The sequence below is a fragment of the Frankia sp. AgPm24 genome (assembly GCF_023243055.1).
GTDB lineage: Bacteria > Actinomycetota > Actinomycetes > Frankiales > Frankiaceae > Frankia > Frankia umida.
The window spans coordinates 31,054-49,550 of the sequence record NZ_JALKFW010000220.1; the positions used below are offsets into that span (position 1 = coordinate 31,054).

13 protein-coding genes and 2 pseudogenes are annotated in these 18,497 nt (G+C 70.2%); 9 read left to right on the forward strand and 6 right to left on the reverse strand.

What is annotated here, in order from left to right; genetic code table 11:
* Positions 1-509: protein kinase (locus MXD61_RS25700; RefSeq protein ID WP_374629569.1), on the reverse strand; the 509-nt coding region annotated here is incomplete at its 3' end.
* A 173-nt stretch (positions 510-682) separates the two neighbouring features.
* On the opposite strand from MXD61_RS25700, the gene MXD61_RS25705 reads away from it, so the two are divergent.
* The 5 genes and pseudogenes from MXD61_RS25705 (at position 683) to MXD61_RS25725 (ending at position 4,707) form a co-directional block, all read left to right on the forward strand.
* A complete protein-coding gene (locus MXD61_RS25705) occupies positions 683-1,426 on the forward strand; it encodes a peptidase E (RefSeq protein WP_248815996.1) in 744 nt (247 codons plus the stop codon).
* Between the two features lie 117 nt (positions 1,427-1,543).
* Positions 1,544-2,149, forward strand: a pseudogene (gene lipB / locus MXD61_RS25710) (lipoyl(octanoyl) transferase LipB); the annotation flags it as partial.
* Between the two features lie 161 nt (positions 2,150-2,310).
* The gene (lipA, locus tag MXD61_RS25715) at positions 2,311-3,294 is read left to right on the forward strand and encodes a lipoyl synthase (protein WP_248815998.1); all 984 of its coding nucleotides are present in this window, start codon (positions 2,311-2,313) and stop codon (positions 3,292-3,294) included.
* 175 nt (positions 3,295-3,469) lie between these two features.
* Complete coding sequence (locus MXD61_RS25720; protein WP_248815999.1) at positions 3,470-3,781, forward strand: hypothetical protein; 312 nt, start codon at positions 3,470-3,472, stop codon at positions 3,779-3,781.
* Positions 3,782-3,879: 98 nt separating this feature from the next.
* A complete protein-coding gene (locus MXD61_RS25725; protein ID WP_248816000.1) occupies positions 3,880-4,707 on the forward strand; it encodes a DUF4191 domain-containing protein in 828 nt (275 codons plus the stop codon).
* 403 nt (positions 4,708-5,110) lie between these two features.
* Here the strand turns inward: MXD61_RS25725 and MXD61_RS25730 are convergent, their stop codons facing one another.
* Positions 5,111-5,590 (reverse strand): RDD family protein, encoded by a 480-nt coding sequence (locus MXD61_RS25730; protein ID WP_248816001.1) that lies wholly within the window; start codon positions 5,588-5,590, stop codon positions 5,111-5,113.
* Between the two features lie 181 nt (positions 5,591-5,771).
* On the opposite strand from MXD61_RS25730, the gene glnA reads away from it, so the two are divergent.
* Positions 5,772-7,196 carry a type I glutamate--ammonia ligase gene (gene glnA, locus MXD61_RS25735; protein ID WP_163547366.1) on the forward strand — a complete coding sequence of 475 codons (1,425 nt, stop codon included), beginning with the start codon at positions 5,772-5,774 and terminating at the stop codon, positions 7,194-7,196.
* Between the two features lie 299 nt (positions 7,197-7,495).
* On the forward strand, positions 7,496-8,569 hold the full coding sequence (gene glnII, locus MXD61_RS25740; protein WP_248816002.1) for a glutamine synthetase GlnII: 1,074 nt from the start codon (positions 7,496-7,498) through the stop codon (positions 8,567-8,569).
* 267 nt (positions 8,570-8,836) lie between these two features.
* On the opposite strand, the gene MXD61_RS25745 is transcribed toward glnII, so the two are convergent.
* Both MXD61_RS25745 and MXD61_RS25750 read right to left on the reverse strand, forming a co-directional pair.
* On the reverse strand, positions 8,837-12,037 hold the full coding sequence (locus tag MXD61_RS25745) for a bifunctional [glutamine synthetase] adenylyltransferase/[glutamine synthetase]-adenylyl-L-tyrosine phosphorylase (protein WP_248816003.1): 3,201 nt from the start codon (positions 12,035-12,037) through the stop codon (positions 8,837-8,839).
* Complete coding sequence (locus MXD61_RS25750) at positions 12,034-13,392, reverse strand: glutamine synthetase family protein (protein ID WP_248816004.1); 1,359 nt, start codon at positions 13,390-13,392, stop codon at positions 12,034-12,036. Before MXD61_RS25750 ends, MXD61_RS25745 begins: the two co-directional genes overlap by 4 nt.
* Before the next feature lie 667 nt (positions 13,393-14,059).
* Between MXD61_RS25750 and MXD61_RS25755 the strand changes: the two are divergent.
* Both MXD61_RS25755 and MXD61_RS25760 read left to right on the forward strand, forming a co-directional pair.
* Positions 14,060-14,452: pseudogene (locus MXD61_RS25755) on the forward strand (TlpA family protein disulfide reductase); the annotation flags it as partial.
* Between the two features lie 50 nt (positions 14,453-14,502).
* Positions 14,503-15,225: a dienelactone hydrolase family protein gene (locus MXD61_RS25760; protein ID WP_248816005.1), complete on the forward strand. Its 723-nt coding sequence runs from the start codon at positions 14,503-14,505 to the stop codon at positions 15,223-15,225.
* A gap of 6 nt (positions 15,226-15,231) precedes the next feature.
* Here MXD61_RS25760 and MXD61_RS25765 read toward each other — a convergent pair whose 3' ends face one another.
* Positions 15,232-17,568 carry a KGGVGR-motif variant AAA ATPase gene (locus tag MXD61_RS25765; protein ID WP_248816006.1) on the reverse strand — a complete coding sequence of 779 codons (2,337 nt, stop codon included), beginning with the start codon at positions 17,566-17,568 and terminating at the stop codon, positions 15,232-15,234.
* 382 nt (positions 17,569-17,950) lie between these two features.
* Positions 17,951-18,145: a hypothetical protein gene (locus MXD61_RS25770; RefSeq protein ID WP_248816007.1), complete on the reverse strand. Its 195-nt coding sequence runs from the start codon at positions 18,143-18,145 to the stop codon at positions 17,951-17,953.
* Between the last annotated feature and the right edge of the window lie 352 nt (positions 18,146-18,497).

Below are 18,497 nucleotides of genomic sequence, written 5' to 3' on the forward strand. Positions count from 1 at the left end.
GGGCCCTGCGGGGGCCCACCCCCGGCGGCGCCCCGGGGCCCCTCCCCCGCCGCCGGGGGCGCGGCGGCCAGGGCGGCCACGCCCAGGCCGACCAGGACCGGTCGACCGGTCGGCTCCAGCAGGACGTCCTCCGGCCCGAGCCGGCCATGGACGATGCCGAGGGCGTGCGCGGCCCCCAGAGCCTGCGCGATCGGCAGGCCCACGGTGACGACCTCACCGGGATCGAGCGTGCCGCGAGCCGACAGCAGCCGGGCGAGGCTGATCGCCCCACCCACCGGTTCGGTGATCAGCGCCAGGCCATCGGAGGTCGGCAGCACCGCGATCACGGGCACCAGATGGGGATGGCTGAGCTCGGCGCTCAGCTCCGCCGCGGCCAGCGCGGCGGAACGCAGCACAGGATCGGGTGCCAGGCGAACCCGCCGCACCACGCATTCCGCGCCGGACTGCTCGATCTGCCCGGCCCACAGCTCGCCAGCGCCCGCACCCCGCAGCCGTGAGCGTACGCTCACGCCCGGCACGTCGGGTGCGCCACCAGCCCGCCGGGCCGGCCGGCCAGGGGGATCGTCCGAGAAGGTCACAAGTAGCGACGCTAGGCTCAAAACCGGCGATACAGCAGACTTCCTGGCCAGCTGTGGATAACTTTTTCCGACGCCCGGGTCCGTCCAGCAGAAAGCGATGTGCCGTGCAGATCCTCGCCACCAGCGCCGGTTTCCTCCCCGACGGCCGCTACGGAGCGCGGGTCGGTCCCGTCCTGCACCACGCCCTGGAACTCGCCGGCGCCGGCCCACGGCCGCGGCTGTGCCTGTTGCAGACCGCCCTCGGCGACGACCAGAGCGCCTACGCCCGTGGCTACGCGGCCTTCAACCGGGATCGGCCGGACGTGGTGCTGTCCCACCTGGCGTTGTTCCCGATGCCCAACATCGTCGACATCCGGGCCCACCTGCTGGCCCAGGACGTCATCTGGGTCGGCGGTGGCAGCGTGGCGAACCTGCTCGCGGTATGGGCGACGCACGGGCTCGGTGAGATCCTCCGGGCGGCGTGGGAGGCCGGTGTCGTCCTGGGCGGGGTGTCCGCCGGGTCACTGTGCTGGCATGTCGGCGGCACCACCGACTCGTTCGGGCCGCAACTGCGCCCGGTGACGAACGGTCTGGCCCTGCTGCCGTTCAGCAACACCCCACACTACGATTCCGAGCCCGGACGCCGTCCCCTCTACCAGCGTCTCGTGGCCAACGGCACCCTCCCCGCCGGCTGGGCCACCGACGACGGGGTCGGCCTGCACTTTCGGGGCACGGCCCTGGTGGAGGCCGTCGCCGACCGCCCAGGCGCCCGCGCCTGGCGGGTCGAACCCGGACCGAACGGCACCGCGGTGGAGACCCCGGTCGAGCCCAGACTGCTCCCCGGCGCCCTGCCCGACACCACCCGCTGACGTCCGCCCCGCGCTGGACGGTCCGCGCCGCGCCGCGACCGTCCCCGCCGTACCGCTGACGGTCGTGGCTGGTTCGTACCGGCCGGGGCTGTCGGTGCTCCGGCGTACGCTTTCGGAGTGGACGTTCTCAGGCTTGCCGTCGTCCCCTACCGCGAGGCGTGGGACCTGCAGCGATCGCTCGCCGAGGCCCGGGTGGCCGATGCGGCGGACGACACCCTCATCCTGGTCGAACATCCCAGCGTCTACACCGCGGGCCGGCGCACCCAGCCCTTCGAGCGCCCCCTGAACGGTACCGAGGTGATCGACGTCGACCGCGGCGGGCGCATCACCTGGCACGGTCCCGGGCAGCTCGTCGGCTATCCGGTGCTGAAGCTGCCCCGTCCGCTCGACGTGGTGGCCTACGTCCGGGCCCTGGAGCAGGCCCTGATCGACAGTTGCGCCGAGTTCGGCCTCGAGACCCGCCTGGTCGAGGGCCGCACCGGCGTCTGGACGGCGGACGGCCAGCGCAAGATCGCCGCGATCGGTGTGCGGGTGCGCCGGGCCGTCACGACCCATGGCTTCGCGCTGAACTGTCTGACCGATCCGAGCGACTTCGGTCAGATCGTGCCATGCGGCATCTCCGATGCCGGGGTGACGAGCCTGTCCGCGGAGCTCGGCCGGCCGGTGACCGTCCCCGATGCCCGCCCGGTCGTCGAACGGCACACCCTGGCCGTCCTCGCTCGCTATCTCGGTGGCCGCCACCTGGGCGACCGGATCACCGCCCGCGTCGAACCCGTGGCCACGTCCACCCCGACACCATCCACCGCAGCACCGTCCGAGATATCACCGTCCGAGGCCGCCGGCCGTGAGTCGCAGGCCGCCGTTCGTCGCGAGGAGCTGGTGGGATGACCGTCGCCCCGGAGGGCCGCCCGCTGCTGCGCCTGGAGGCCCGCAACGCGCAGACCCCCATCGAACGCAAGCCACCGTGGATTCGCACCCGGCTACGCACCGGCCCCGAGTACCAGGACCTCAAGGGCCTCGTGCGCGGCGCCGGGCTGCACACCGTGTGCGAGGAGGCCGGCTGCCCGAACATCTACGAGTGCTGGGAGGACCGGGAGGCCACCTTCCTCGTGGGTGGGGACGTCTGCACCCGCCGGTGTGACTTCTGCCAGATCGACTCGGGCCGTCCCACCGCGCTCGACCGGGACGAGCCGCGGCGGGTCGCGGAGTCCGTGCGCACCATGGGCCTGCGGTACGCGACCGTCACCGGCGTCGCCCGCGACGATCTGGCCGACGGCGGCTCCTGGCTGTACGCCGAAACGGTTCGCCAGATCCACGCGCTGTCGCCCGGCACCGGGGTCGAAGTACTGATCCCCGACTTCGGCGCCCAGCCCGACCAGCTCGGCGAGGTCTTCGCCGCCGCGCCCGAAGTGCTCGCACACAACCTCGAGACCGTGCCGCGGATCTTCCGGCGCATCCGCCCCGCCTTCCGCTACGAACGCTCGCTCGACGTGCTGCGGCAGGCCCGGTCCGCCGGCCTGGTGACCAAGTCGAACCTCATCCTGGGCCTCGGCGAGACCCCGGACGAGGTCCACGAGGCGATGCGCGACCTGCACGCGGCCGGCTGCGAGCTGCTCACCGTCACCCAGTATCTGCGGCCCACCCCGCGCCATCATCCGGTGGAGCGCTGGGTGCGCCCCGAGGAGTTCCTCGACTGGGAGCGGGTCGGCGCCGAGCTGGGCTTCGCCGGGGTGATGTCCGGCCCGCTGGTCCGCTCGTCCTACCGGGCGGGCCGGCTCTACCAGCAGGCCATCACCGCACGTGGCGAAGATCACACTCTCTTGCCCGGATTTCCCCCAAGCACACCCGTGACTTCTCACACGCAGTGACGGTGAGCCTGGTGGGGACCCACGCCGGGGCGTTAGGGTGGCGCTACAGCTTCACCGCAGGTCACCACCGAGCTCGCTCCAGGTCGCGATGGGGCTTTCGTCGCGGCTGAATGCTTCGCGCGCACATCCCTTTTCCACCCGTGCCTATGATCGCGCCCGGGAGGTCGTTCCCATCGTGATCCGTTCACTGCTCAGTGTTCTCGAAGAGGCCACTCTGCTCGTCCTGCCCCAAGGTGGCCAGAAGACCGCCCGGCGTAATGCCTGGCGGGCCGCCGCTGATCTGCAGGGTTCCCGAGGCAGCAGCTGGCTCGAACCCATCCCCATCACCCCGGTGCGCCCCGTGCCAGGCCCCCTCCTCGCCGACCTGCGCCGACCCGAGCCGGCACTCGGGCTCGCCGATCTCCCGCGGGCCGACCTTCCTCGACGCGACCGCTCTCGTCGTGCCGGCATGCGGTTGGTGCCGTCGGCCGCGGCCGCACCCAGCTGACCGTCCGACCCCTCCCCCGCATCATCAGCACCGCTGCGTGATCGCCGTCGTGGCAGCGGGCCTGCTGTGACGCGGTCGTAGGCCGTAGGCTCGCGGACATGGCACTGAGGAAGCAGCCACGGGACACCGCCCCCGCGGCACCGCAGAAGAACGGATCCAGCCGGGGCGGTGCCACCGGGCGGGGCGGCAGCGCCGGCACGGCGGGGCGCGGGGCCGCCAGCGCGAACGGCCGCGGCGGGCCAGCGGAAGCCGCGGCGGCTCAGGGCAAGGGTTTCCGGGCCCGCTTCGCCCAGCTGCGCCTTGTCTTCAAGCTGACCCGGGAGCGGGACCCGCAGGTCCTCTGGATCACCCTCGCCGGGCTCCTCGGCCCCCTCGCCCTCGGCATCCTCCTCGGTCTGTTCGTCGGCCCGCTTTACATCTGGCTCCCGATCGGCATCCTGCTCGGTGCGGTGCTCGCCCTGAACCTGTTCAGCCGACGGGTCCAGCGCACCGCCTATGCCGAGATGGAAGGCAAACCCGGCGCCGCGGCCGGCGTCATCGAGCGCATGCGCGGTGACTGGAGAATCACTCCCGCCGTCGGCATCAACCGCAACCAGGACGTGGTGCACCGCGTCGTCTCCCGAGCCGGCGTGATCATCATCGCCGAGGGTCGAGGCCGCGGTCCCCGCGAACTGCTGGCCGCCGAGAAGCGCCGCATCCGCAAGGCCGTCGGAGACACCCCCGTCACCGACATCATCATCGGCAGCGGTGAGGGCGAAGTACCTCTTCCGAAGCTGCAGAGCACCCTCATGCGGATGCGCCGCACGCTCCCCCGCGGCGAGGTCGACACCCTCGACCGTCGCCTTCGGGCGCTGGGGGGCGCGGCGCTACCGATCCCCAAAGGTCCCATCCCCCGCAACATCCCTCGCGGTGGCCGCCCCCGCTGATCACGGTGGTCCCCACTGGTCGGTGCGCATCCCGGCGTCCGGCCGCCGCCACCGCGACCCGTGTCGGCGGATCCTGCTTCAGGGGTGATCGCATGGCGTGGCGGTGGCGCGGGCTGGGTCGCCGTGCGCGCGGGTAGACCGGGCTCACGGCAGCGGGATCATGCCGCTGCCGTGTCGCCACCGACCTGACCGGTCAGAGTCCGACCTGTCCGGCGGAGTCCGGGTTGGCCTGCCGGAGTCCGGGTTGCCCGGCCGGAGTCCGCCGTGGGGGCGCACCGCATGCGTAGCCCCGCGGCGCGGACAGCTGTATCCAGGTCTCCAGGTACGTGCGGAGAGGGCAGGACGCGCCCGCACACCGGCCGCCACCGTCCAGCGACGAACCAGACGAGCCGGCGAACGGGGCTCAGGTGGTGGCGTCGGGCCGGGCCGGGTCGCGCACCACCACGGTGCCGGCGGCCCGGTCGTGCGTGCCGCGCTGGTCACGGTCCCAGATGAAGACCGGGACCAGCAGCGCGAGCAGCAGGGTGCGCAGGGCGATCCACGGCCAGGACTGCAGCGCGCGGTCCCGCAGCCGGATCACCCGGATGCCCATCAGGCGCATCCCGATCGTCTGCCCGGAGGCGCTGATCAGGATGAACTCCTCCAACAGGAAGATCAGATAGATCGCCAGGCCGCGGACGTTGGTCGAGTACCGCACGCCGAGCAGGAACAGCACCCCGACCATGAGGTTCGCGACGACGGCGTCGATGAGGTAGGCGGCCAGGCGTGGGCCGAAACCCACCACCGAGCCGCGGCCATGCTCCGGCAGCCCCAACCGCACGCCAGGCGGCTCGTCATGCGGCAGGCCTGGCCCCTCGAGCCAGCCTCCAAGCGCTCGTCCCACGACGCAAGCTTATCCGTCACACCAAGCTGCGCCCAGGAGATCACCAAGAGTGATAAAGTCGGTTGCCGTAACGTAATCGAAACGACTTTGTGATGTCATCCGCCTACCGGGACATGACCAAAGACATCTCGACATGCCGTGGTCCACGGACCGGGAAGCGTGACAGGAGGCTGGAGGACGAATGTTCACCAAGGCCGAGGACGTGCTCCGCTATATCCGCGACGAGAAGGTTCAGTTCATCGACGTCCGATTCTGCGACCTACCCGGGATCATGCAGCACTTCACGATCCCGACCCAGGTATTCGAGGAGTCGGTGTTCACCGACGGGCTCATGTTCGACGGCTCGTCCATTCGGGGCTTCCAGGCCATCCACGAGTCCGACATGCTGCTGCTCCCGGACCCGCAGACGGCTTTTGTCGACCCGTTCCGTGAACACAAGACACTCGCCATGACGTTCTTCATCCACGACCCGATCACGAAGGAGCAGTACTCGCGCGACCCGCGCAACATCGCCAAGAAGGCCGAGACCTACCTGCGCGGCACCGGCATCGCCGACACCGCGTACTTCGGCCCGGAGGCGGAGTTCTACATCTTCGACGACGTCCGGTACGACTACAACCCGTATGGCTCCATGCACCAGGTCGACTCGGTCGAGGCGGCGTGGAACACCGCCCGCAAGGAGGAGGGGGGCAACCTCGGTTACAAGCCCCGCTTCAAGGGCGGCTACTTTCCCGTCCCACCCACCGACCACTTCACCGACCTGCGTTCCGAGATGACCCGGGTGCTCTACGAGACCGGTATCACCGTCGAGATGCAGCACCACGAGGTCGGCACCGCGGGCCAGGCCGAGATCGACATCCGGTTCGACACGTTGCTGAAGACCGCTGACAACCTGATGCTCTACAAGTACGTCATCCGCAACGTGGCCCGTAGCCGGGGCAAGACCGTCACGTTCATGCCCAAGCCGCTGTTCGAGGACAACGGTTCCGGCATGCACGTGCACTCCAGCCTCTGGAAGGACGGCGAGCCGCTGTTCTACAGCGCCAACGGCTACGGCGGCCTGTCGGACACCGCCCGCTACTACATCGGCGGGCTGCTGCACCACGCTCCGGCGCTGCTCGCCTTCACCAACCCGACGACGAACTCCTACCGGCGACTGGTGCCCGGCTACGAGGCCCCGGTGAACCTCGTCTACTCCGCGCGTAACCGCTCCGCCTGTTGCCGCATTCCGCTGGGCGGTGACTCGCCGAAGGCGAAGCGTGTCGAGTTCCGCGTGCCGGACCCGAGCTGCAATCCGTATCTCGCCTTCGCCGCGATGCTCATGGCCGGCCTCGACGGAATCCGCAACAAGATCGACCCGCCGGACCCGATCGACAAGGACCTCTACGAGCTTCCCCCGGACGAACTGGCCGCCGTTCCCCAGGTGCCCGGCTCCCTGGAGAAGGTGCTCGACGCGCTCGAGGCGGACAACGAGTTCCTACGCGAGGGCGACGTCTTCACACCCGACCTGATCGAGACCTGGCTGGACTACAAGCGACGTAACGAGGTCGACGCGATCAGGCTTCGTCCGCATCCTTACGAGTTCACGCTCTACTACGACATCTGAGCCGGGCAGTCCGTCGGCGGAATGTTTCGGGCGGGCCGTGCCGACCAGGTTCCGAAAAATGCCGGACACCGGCCCGGTACATCCGGCGCCGGGCCGGCACGAGGTCCCGTCACGCTGCCGACAGCAATGCCGACAGTCACCCACGAGAGACAAAGAATTAACAATTACGGAACGGTTCGGTAACCAGGCCCGACGAAGCTCCGACCGAACCCTCCGTCACGGCGGCCTGGGTCGGCCTCCCCCAGGCCGATCACAAAGTCGCTCCGTCAGGTGCAGGATCAACAGCGGGGAGTAGTTGAGTGAGTTATCAGGCCGAGTACATCTGGATCGACGGCACCGAGCCCGACCCCCTGATGCGCAGCAAGACGCGCATCATCAAGGACGGCCAGGAGCCGGACATCTGGGGCTTCGACGGCTCGAGCACCAACCAGGCGCCGGGATCGAACTCGGACTGCGTGCTGCGTCCCGTCTTCGTGACGCCCGACCCCCTGCGGGGCGGCGACAACCGGCTGGTGCTGTGTGAGGTCGAACTGACCGACTTCACGCCCCACCCGACCAACACCCGGGCGTTCAGCCGCAGTGTCGCCGAGAAGTACGCCGACATGTCGCCGATGTTCGGTATCGAGCAGGAGTACACCTTCTTCAAGGACGGCCGTCCCTACGGCTGGCCCGAGGTCGGCTTCCCCGCGCCGCAGGGCCCGTACTACTGCGGCGTCGGCGGCTCGAAGATGCCGGGCCGCGAGATCGTGGAGCGTCACACCCAGGCGTGCCTCGACGCCGGCCTCGCCATCGAGGGCACCAACGCCGAGGTCATGATGGGCCAGTGGGAGTTCCAGATCGGCGTGCTTCCGACGCCCGAGATCGGCGACCAGATCTGGCTGGGCCGGTGGCTGCTGCACCGCATCTCCGAGGACTACGGCGTCGAGGTGTCCTTCGCCGCCAAGCCGATCCTCGGCGACTGGAACGGTGCCGGCGCGCACACCAACTTCTCCACCAAGCAGACGATGGCCGGCTGGGACGCCATCGTCACCTGCTGCGAGGCGCTGGGCACCCGCGTTCTGGAGCATGTCACCCACTACGGGACGGGCATCCAGGACCGGCTGACCGGCAAGCACGAGACCGCCCCCTGGAACAAGTTCTCCTGGGGCGCCTCGGACCGCGGCGCGTCCGTCCGTATTCCGTGGGCGGTCGAGAAGGCGAAGAAGGGCTGGCTGGAGGACCGTCGTCCGAACGCCAACATGGACCCGTACCTGGTCTCCGCCCTGATGGTCGACACCTGCTGCAGCGCGCTGGCCGGCGACAAGCCGACCCTGTTCGTGCCGGAGCAGGGCACCCCGATCGTCGTGGGCGTCACCGCCGGCGCGAGCGTCTGACCTTCCTCTCCGCTCCACCCGGCCTGATCCGGACCTGATCTGCGATCTGATCTGATCTGGCCAGCCGGACTCAAACCGGGGCGCTCGTGCGGGGGAGCACGTCGCCCCGGCTTCTCGATGTACTCCGCGGCGCCGCGACGGTGTGTACCGCGACGTGAGGCGACAGCCGAAGGCCGGCCGTCCGGGACTCCTGCCCTCGGACAGCCGGCCTTCGGCGATCCTGGACGGCACTGACCCTGGACGGCACTGACCCTGGACGGCGTCGGCTCAGCCGAAACCCGCGGTCTGCTCGCGGGCGAAGATGGCCTGCACCACCCGGTCGGCACGCCCGGTAAGCCGCTGGTGTTCGGCGAACAGGTCCGCGCCTCCCCCTGCGGGCCACCCGGCGGCCCGGGCCGTGCGTTCGGCTTCCCGCGGGTCGGTCGGGACGAGATCGGGGTCGCGTCGCCCGGCCAGGGTGCCCGCACCGCGGATGCGTGCGGCCGAGAGCCAGGCCGCCTGCAGATCACCGGCGTCCCCCTCGCCGAGCAGACCGGTACGGACCGCCGCGCGCAGCCCGTCCAGGGTCGAGGTGGTCCGCAGCGACGGCAGCGCGCGGGCATACCGCAGCTGCAGGACCTGGACGGCCCACTCCACGTCGGTGAGGCCGCCGGGCCCGAACTTCAGGTGCCGCCGCGGGTCGACGCCACGGGGCACCCGTTCACGTCGCATCCGACCACGCAGCCGGACGATCTCGGCGAGCGCCGTCGCCGGCAGTGCCTGCGGGTAGCGCACCGCGTCGATGAGGCGGCAGAACCCGTAGGCCAGCTCCGGATCGCCGGCCAGCGGCCTGGCCCGCAGCAGGGCCTGCGACTCCCAGTCCCGTGACCATCGCCGGTAGTAGGCCTCGTAGGCCTCGAGTGTGCGTGTGAGCGGACCGCTGCGGCCCTCCGGACGCAGCGCCGTGTCCAGACGCAGCGCCGGATCCGGTCCGGGCAGCGACAGCAGCCGGTGCAGCTCGCCGACGACCGCGGCGGCGGCCCGTCCCGCCTCCTGCTCGCCGTGTCCGTCCCGGGGCGCGTGGACGAAGACCACATCGGCGTCGCTGACATAGGACATCTCGTCCCCGCCGAGGCGTCCCATCGCGATGACGGCCATCCGCGCGGGCAGCCGATCGGGGTCGCCCCCGGCGACCCGGCGCTGCGCGATGAGCAGGCTGGCCGTGATGGTGGCCGCCGCGGCGTCGCTGAGCGCCCGGCCGACCGCGACGACGTCGAGCAGGCCCAGCAGATCGGCGCAGGCGACCCGGACCAGCTCCACCCGACGCACCGCCCGTCCGCGTCCGACCGCGTCCGCCGAATCCGGGTTGCGGTGCACGATGGCCAGCAGCGTGCGCGACAGCGCCTCGCGGGACACCGGCACCAGATCGGCCTCGGTCCGCAGCAGCCGCACCGACTCCGGGGCCTGCGCCATCAGATCGGCGACGTACGGACTGGTCGCGAGGACCCTGGCCAGCCGGTCGGCGGCGCCGACCGAGTCGCGCAGCAACCGCAGGTACCACGGCACCCGGCCAAGTGCCTCGCTGACCTGACGGTAGGCCAGCAGCCCCGCGTCCGGGGCCGGTCCGTCCGCGAAGGTCGGCAGCAGGGTGGGGAGCAGATGCCGTTGGATCGCCGCGGTCCGGCTGACCCCGCTGGTCAGCGCCTCGATGTGGCGCAGCGACCGTTGCGGTGTGACGAATCCCAGCGCGGTCAGCCACTGCGCCGCCTCGGCGTGGGAAAGCCGGATCTCCTCGGTGGACAGCCGGGCCACCGCCTCCAGCAGCGGCTGGTAGAACAACCGCTCGTGCATCGAGCGGACCGTGTGCGCGATTCTGGTCCGGGTGGCCTCGAACTCCGCCGCCGTGCGCATCCCCATCGACCGGGCGAGCCAGCGCAGCTCGGGCTCGCCCCTGGGCAGGGTGTGGACGCGGCGCAGGTTGCGCAGCTGCAACCGGTGTTCGGCGGTGCGCAGGAAACGATAGGCGTCGGCGAGCGCGGCGGCGTCGCGGCGCCCGACATACCCCCCGCGGACGAGGCCGTCGAGCGCGGCCAGCGTGGCGTTCTCCCGCAGCTTCGGGTCCGCCCGGCCATGGACGAGTTGCAGCAGCTGCACCGCGAACTCGACATCACGCAGCCCCCCGGGGCCGAGCTTGAGGTTACGGTCGGCCTCCGCCCGGGACAGCGTGGACTCGACCCGACGGCGCATCGCCTGGACGTCGGCGACGAAGTTCGGCCGGGCGGACGCGGTCCAGACCAGCGGGGCGACCCGCGCGCAGAACTGGTCGCCGAGGTCGCGGTCGCCGGCGATCGGCCTGGCCTTCAGCAGCGCCTGGAACTCCCAGGTCCGCGCCCAGCGGCGGTAGTAGGTCAGATGGCTCTCGAGCGTGCGTACCAGGGCTCCGTCGCGTCCCTCCGGGCGCAGGTTGGTGTCGACCTGGAACAGCGCCCCCACCGACGTCACCAGCCCCGCCGCCCGCACCAACCCCTCGGCCAGCCGCGCCGCCGTCCGCAACGTCGCCTCGAGACCATCCCCGGCCCCGGCATCGGTTTTGGCGTCGGCGTCGGCATCGGCATCGGCATCGGGGCCAGCCCCGGTGTCAGCCTCGACGTTCGGCGGCTCGGCGACGAACACGACGTCCACGTCGCTGACGTAGTTGAGCTCGCGGCCGCCGCACTTGCCCATCCCGATCACGGCCAGGCGCACCGGCGCGGACTCGGCCGGCAGACCCGCCCGGGCGATGGCCAGGGCCGCGTCGACGGCCGCGCCGGCGAGATCGGCGAGTTCGGCGGTCGCGTCGTCCAGGGCGACCGCGCCGGTCAGGTCCCGGGCGGCGACGGTCAGCAGTTCACGGCGGTAGGCCAGCCGTAGCTCGTCGAGGATCTCGGTGGTGTCGGCCGCGGCCCGAGGAGTCGGCGCGTCCGGGTCGGCGCCGACCGCCCGCAGCAGCATGGCGCGGGTCCGGGCCGCGTCGGGCCGTCCGGTCGCCAGGTCGTCCGCGTCCAGTACCTGCCAGTCCCCCGGACGGCGCGCCAGATGATCACCCAGGGCCCGGCTGGCGCCGAGCACCGCGCACAGCCGTTCCCGCAGACCCCGCCGCGCCGCGAGCCCGGCGAGCAGCCCCGCTCCGTCCACCGGACCCAGCGCGTCGATCAGCCGTTCCAGCCCACCGAGCGCCAGATCAGGATCGGCCGAGGCCGCGAGGGCGGCGACCACCGGGTGGCTGAACCCGCCGGCTCCGGCGTCAGTTCCGCCGCCGCCAGCTCCGGTTCCGCCGCCGGCTCCAGCTCCGGTTCCGGTTCCGTCCGCGGGCAGCAGCGCCAGCCGTCGCATGGCGGCGGCCACCCGGTCGACGTCGGTGAAGCCGAGGCGGGCGAGCCGCGCGCCGACCGAACTTCCCCGTGGATGGTCGATCCCACCGGCCGCGGCGCCGTGCCGTTGCGAGGTCACAGCACGGGCAGGTACCGGTCGATCTCGAACGGTGTGACCTGCCGCCGGTAGTCCTGCCATTCGGCCCGCTTGTTGCGCAGGAAGAACGCGAACAGTTCGTCGCCGAGGGTCTCTCGCACCAGCGCCGAACCCTCCATCACCGTGATGGCGTCCGAAAGCGATCCGGGCAGGGCGGCGATCCCCCGCTCGCGGCGCTCCTCGTCGGTGAGCATCCAGACGTCGTCCGCGGCCGGTGCGGGCAGGTCATACCCACCCTGGATGCCACGCAGCCCGGCGGCCAGCACCAGGGCGAAGGTCAGGTACGGGTTGCAGGCGCTGTCCGGCAGCCGGAACTCGACCCGGGTCGCCTGCGTCTTGTGCAGCTTGTACAGCGGGACGCGGACCAGCGCGGAACGGTTGTTGTGCCCCCAGCACACGTACGCGGGCGCCTCCAGCACCTCACCGGCCTGCTGGTCGCCGATCAGCCGCTTGTAGGAGTTCACCCACTGGTTGGTGACCGCGGTGATCTCCGCGGCGTGGGTGAGCAGCCCGGCGATGAACGACTTCGCCACCTTGGACAGCTGGTATTCGTCCGTCGGGTCGTGAAAGGCGTTGCGGTCACCTTCGAACAGGCTCAGATGCGTGTGCATCCCGGAGCCCGCCTGGTCGCCGAACGGCTTGGGCATGAACGTGGCGTAGATGCCCTGGCGCAGCGCGACCTCCTTCACCACCTGCCGGAACGTCATGATGTTGTCCGCGATGGTGAGCGCGTCCGCGTATCGCAGGTCGATCTCCTGCTGCCCCGGCGCGACCTCGTGGTGGCTGAACTCCACCGAGATACCGAGCCGTTCCAGCATGCTGATCGCCTGCTGGCGGAAGTCGTGGCTGATGTCGTTCGGGGTCAGGTCGAAATATCCCGACTCGTCGACCGGCGGGGGCATCGGCCCGCCGCGCCTGGGCGGCTCCTTGAGCAGGAAGAACTCGATCTCCGGATGGGTGTAGAAGGTGAACCCGGCATCGGCTGCCCGCGCCAGCGTGCGCCGCAGCACCCAGCGTGAGTCGGTGGCCGCCGGCCCCCCGTCCGGCATGACCAGGTCGCAGAACATCCGGGCGGTCAGCGGATGCTCGCCCCGCCAGGGCAGCACCTGGAACGTGGACGGGTCGGGCCGGGCGAGCATGTCCGCCTCGTGCACCCGGGCGAAACCCTCGATCGCCGAACCGTCGAACCCGATGCCCTCGGACAGTGCCCCCTCAAGTTCGGCCGGGGAGATCTCCACGGATTTCAGGTACCCGAGGACGTCGGTGAACCAGAGCCGCACAAAGCGGATGTCCCGCTCCTCGAGAGTTCGCAGCACGAACTCCTGTTGTTTGTCCATGACGCCTCCGCACTGAGGTGAGGACTCGACGATACGGGCCCGTCCGACCTGAACCGACCATAGCGAGCGGCCCACCCGCCAGCACGACTACCCTCGGCGACCAAACTGCCCCTCATCCGCACAGACAGCAACCCACCTCCCGCCCCCACCACTCCCCGCAACCGACACCCAGCAAGATCCTCCTACACGGGTCGCCATGGGGGGCAAAACGGACACGAACACCCCCACGACGACCCGTGTGCACCCTGCACACCCGCAGCCCCCGGAAGCAGCGCCACAGGGCGTGGTCGTGGCCGATGAACGATGGCACCGCGTCGCATGAACGGGCCAGCGGGGGCCCTCCGATCCGGCGACAGGACGGCCCGCAGGAGCCCCGCCGACAACCGCGACGCACACGGCACATCTACCGTCCTACACTTCTTCTACAAGTTGTAGAAGAAGTGCTGGCGAGGGAGATGTCGTGCGACCGATGGCGGGTGCGGTCCGGCGTGGGGTGGGGCGACATGTCGTCCCGATGCTTCCGGTGGCGGTCTGTCTGTGCCTGGCCAGCTGAAGCACGGGGGCCACGGCAGCGGACGGGGGCGGGGACGGGGACGCGGGCGCCGGGCGGTCGCGGGTACGGCTTACCTTCACCGCGCCGAGCGAGCGCAGGTCCGCGCCACCGACCAGCGGCCTGACGCCCTCGGGGCAACGGGTCGATCTCGCGGCGCTGCGGGGACGTGTCACCGTGGTCAACTTCTGGGCCTCCTGGTGCCCACCCTGCCGGGCGGAGACACCCGCTCTGGTGACACTGGCCCACCAGCGTCCGAGCGTTGCCTTTCTGGGTGTCGCCCATCAGGAGGGCGCAGACACCGCCGCGGCCTTCCTGCGTACCTTCGCCGTGCCCTACCCCACGATCGTCGACAAGCCCGGCACCCTGGCCGCACGCTGGCCCGGCGTCGCCGGTCTGCCCATGACCTACGTGCTCGACTCCCGCGGCCGGATCGCCGCCCGCCTCATCGCCGGCGTCACCACAGATGATCTTGGCGGCGTCCTTGACCGACTGTCCACCGAGGCATAGTCGCTGGACGCGGCAAAGTCCGGACGGGCATCGTGAGCGGCGGAGGTGCCATGCGCACGCAGGAGATCGAGTACAGCTACGAGGATCTGCGCCTGATCGGCGAGTTCGCCGTCGACGACGCACAGGACGACGGGCCGCGGCCAGGGGTGCTGGTCTGCCATGGCGGTGGCGGCCTGACCGACCACACCCGCGACTGGACCCGCCGCCTGGCCGCGGCCGGCTACGCGGCCTTCGCCCTGGACTACTACGGCGGCGGGGGTCGTTCGGACACCGAACGCTCCGGCGACCGCTACGCCGGGCTGCTGGCCAGGCCCGAGCGGCAGCGGGCGTTGGCCCGGGCCGGTCTGGACGTGCTGCTGGCCCGGCCGGAGGTCGCGGCCGGGCAGACTGCCGCGATCGGGTTCTGCTTCGGGGGGACGATCGCACTGGAGCTGGCCCGTGCCGGCGCCGACCTGCGCGCGGTCGTCGGCTTCCACGCGGGCCTGGCCACCCAGCAGCCGGCACAGCCGGGGGCGATCACCGGCCGGGTCCTGCTCTGCCTCGGCGCGGAGGACCCCATCGTCCCGGCGGAGCAGCGCCTCGCCTTCGAGCAGGAGATGCGCGCCGCCGGAGCCGACTGGGAGCTACGCCTGTACGGCGGCGCCGAGCACGGATTCACCGACCCGATCACCGATGGCATCATCCCCGGCGTCCGCTACGACCAGCGCACCGCCGACCGCGCCTGGACCGCCATGATCGCCCTGTTCACCGAGGTCTTCGAACCCCGGCCCTGACCGCCGTCAGGCTTGGCCCTTGCGGCCCATGCCCAATGCCTTGCGATACAGCTCGGGGACGCGGTAACGCTCGGCGTCGTCACGAGAACCGAGGTCGACTCCCAGGAGCCCTACCTCCAGGCCCAGGTTCACCACGTCGACCTCGACCCCGGCCAGCTCGCCCGCGGGAAAGGGCGTACGCCCGACTGCCCGCAAAGCCTCGAACAGAGGCCCAAGCTCCGGGTACTCCTCCTCTACGGACAGCACCTCCTGGTCGCTGATGTCCTCCAGGGACTCGACCAACGCGCGGGGCCGGATCAGGCTCCGTTCGTAGGGAGCCGACTCGTACCAGCCGCGCTCCCGCTCGGCCGCACGGTCAAACAGCCGGATCAGCGAGCGCGGAGAGTGGTCACCGTTACTGTCCGCGAGCCGGTTCCAGACCCAGTTGTGGGTGAAGGCGGTCTTGCCGCCGGAAACCCGCTCACCCACCAGGACCCGCCAGACATCGAGCACCTGGGCCTGCGACCAGGACTCGACCAGGTCCTCCGCGCCGGTGCTCGGCAGGGCGTCCGGAACCTCGTGTCGGACAAGGTCGGCCACCGCTGCTGCCCGCAGCGCCTGCTTGATCACTACCTTCAGGTAGTCGGTCTGATCCGCCCAGGACAGCCGCACCTCACGCCCATAGAAGTGGGACTGGTTCGGCACCGGAACGCTTCGGTAGATGTCCTCACGGATCAGAACCTTCATCCGCAGACGGGACAGCTCGTCACCGCGCTCGCCGAGCAGAGCCAGCAGCCCCGCGACGCCCTCTCGACGCCGCGTCAGATCGGCGGCCGTCGGGCCGAAACCGGCATCCAGGCCATCGAACAACAGGAACGTCTGCTCATCGATGGCCGTGTCCAGCTCCCTGATCCACTGCCACACCAGCAACCCCGCGTCCGGGACGGACAAGACCGACCGAAGGTCCCGGACGAGGTCGATCTCGGTGTACCGCGGCTCAGGCTTGTGGACACAGACAAGGCCGCCAGGAATCGCGAACTCGGGCAGCCGCGGCTCGCCGTACAGCCGCACCGTCACACCGATCAGCGCGGCCCAGGCGACTCTCCAGTCGGTTGAGGTCTCTGCGATGAGGGAACCAACCGCCTTGAACGTGTCGCTGGACGGTGTCCACGTCCGGCGCGTCTGCAGACTGGATGGGCTGGTCACAGCGATACCGCCCGCCATGGCGAGCCGGCGGAACAGCGCCGTCTTGCCGGTGCCCTTGCGGCCACGGATCAGCGGTCGGTCAGCCCGTAGAGCCTGTTGAACAGTCCCGGTACGCAGGTAGGTCTGCTCGAACTCGTCGTCGGACTGTGCCTCCGCTATACCCGCGGACATCCGCAGCCCGGCGAGCGCCTCCGCCTTTGTGGTCGTCACCAGCGACGGCGACCCGGATACTACGACGGAGCCGCCGACGTTGTTCGCCATGATCGAAGCAGAGCGTGGGACGAACCCCTTGATCCATTCACTGACCGGCGCATAAGCACTGCCGCCGGCCTCGGCGGTCGCCGCATCCGTGCTGGCCATGTCCTCGCTGTACCCCACGACATGCAGAAGCTCATCCACGTCGGGAAACGCCGGTTGGCCATCCGTGAGAACAGCCGGGGCGAGCCACTCGCTGATCCAGGTCGCGGCCCGGTCCTCGTAACGACGACGGGTTTCCGGAGAGCCGGCGCCAGGTACCGGGCTGACCAGGAACCGTGGCTCCGGGGTGTACGCACGCTCGGAGCGGGCGGCGAGCAGGGCACGCGTTAGCGCACCCGTGCCCACTCTGGACTGCGGGTGCGGGAAGAACGTGACGACAGCCAGATCGGCGAGATCGAACAGAAGCGGTGCGGACAGCGGGCTGATGCCGGTCCGGGCATCGATGAGCACGACCTGCGGAGCAATTCGTAGCCCACCCACAGCGGAGAGCAACATCCGTAGCGGATTACTTTCCTCCCGGTACCAGGACGCAGGATCCAGCTGCGCGAGTCTGCGGGCATAGTTGGCGTCCGGATGACCCGCTGGAAGCAGATAGAGCTCACGGTCGGGATGCGCCCGCAGGAGGTGCGGTGTGACGTCCGGAAGCTCACCAGCGATCTCCGCGCCGAGCAACAGCGACACGACACCCTGATCGGGACCTACCTGGCGCTCCACATCGAACAACGCGGCGAGCCCAGGAGCCTCCAGGTCCATGTCGATGCACAGAACCCGATGGTCCTGCGCCAGCAGCAGGGCCGTGTGGGCCAGCGCGGTGGACCGACCCACACCCCCGCGCAACGAATAAAAAGTTGCCACCAACGGTGCGGAAAGAAAGTCGTCTGAGCGCGACGGCAGTCGCACTTCAATTCTGTCGCGCTGTTCACCGCGAGCCAGTGAATCCGGCCAGAGCGGGAGCTGGGAAACCTCGGGCCGCAGAGGATCACCTGCGCCCTCGGCCGCCGCAGTGGCCGACTCCTCTGGACTGAGAAAATCCATGAAAGCGATATCATCGTCGGCGACGATCAAACCCAGCGAACGGCCGCGGCGTTCGCCCGGCGTCTGACCCCTGAAGCTGCCACTCACCACCTGGATGCGGTAGCCCCGAAAAGGGTCGGGGACGACCTGCACCTCGTCCCACGGGTCTCCTCTGCCCAGGCGGTCGAGGATGCGCTCGCGAACAGCATCGGCCTCGACCTGCGTCCTGTCCGGCATGTCCCCTCCCACCTGCCCGCTGCCCGGACAGTCAGCGTAGCCGTCGCAGGCGGTGGGCCAGGAACCTGGCCAACTCCTGTGCGCTGGCGAGTTCCGTCTCGTAGTCGATGGTCGGCGAGAGCACCGGGTCGTAGCGCATCTCAACGGTACGTCGGTCCGCGTACACCCGTAGATCATGCGGCAGGTCCGCCCGCCGGATTCCGCAGTCCTCCAGCAGAAGAACCAAACGGTGATCCTTTCTGAACCGCAGCCCGTTGAGGGCGATTCCAAGCGCCTTGGCGTAGGCCTCAACCACGTATCCAGTGAGGTAAAGAGCCCCGAGCTGCCGGGCCTTCTCATGCAGCGCATCAGCATCCTTGCCGCGCTCACGGGCAACCTCGACCCAGCGATCAGCCTCTCTTTTTCTATCTGGATTCAGCGCACCCACCCGCCTACACGATGGCCTCCGATACCACTCTAACAACCAGCACGCTACAGCTGCGAGCGGACCATCTGCGGACAACAGGCGGATGACGGTGAAACGAACGGCCGCGTAGGACGAGACGGAGATCCCGTCCTACGCGGCCGTCGGACAGCCG

Excerpts from the sequence above, each read along its gene's own strand:
- glnA (WP_163547366.1), top strand. The coding sequence starts at position 5,772 with ATGTTCACCAAGGCCGAGGACGTGCTCCGCTATATCCGCGACGAGAAG.
- MXD61_RS25760 (WP_248816005.1), top strand. The coding sequence starts at position 14,503 with ATGCGCACGCAGGAGATCGAGTACAGCTACGAGGATCTGCGCCTGATC.
- MXD61_RS25750 (WP_248816004.1), bottom strand. The coding sequence starts at position 13,392 with ATGGACAAACAACAGGAGTTCGTGCTGCGAACTCTCGAGGAGCGGGAC.
- MXD61_RS25725 (WP_248816000.1), top strand. The coding sequence starts at position 3,880 with ATGGCACTGAGGAAGCAGCCACGGGACACCGCCCCCGCGGCACCGCAG.
- lipA (WP_248815998.1), top strand. The coding sequence starts at position 2,311 with ATGACCGTCGCCCCGGAGGGCCGCCCGCTGCTGCGCCTGGAGGCCCGC.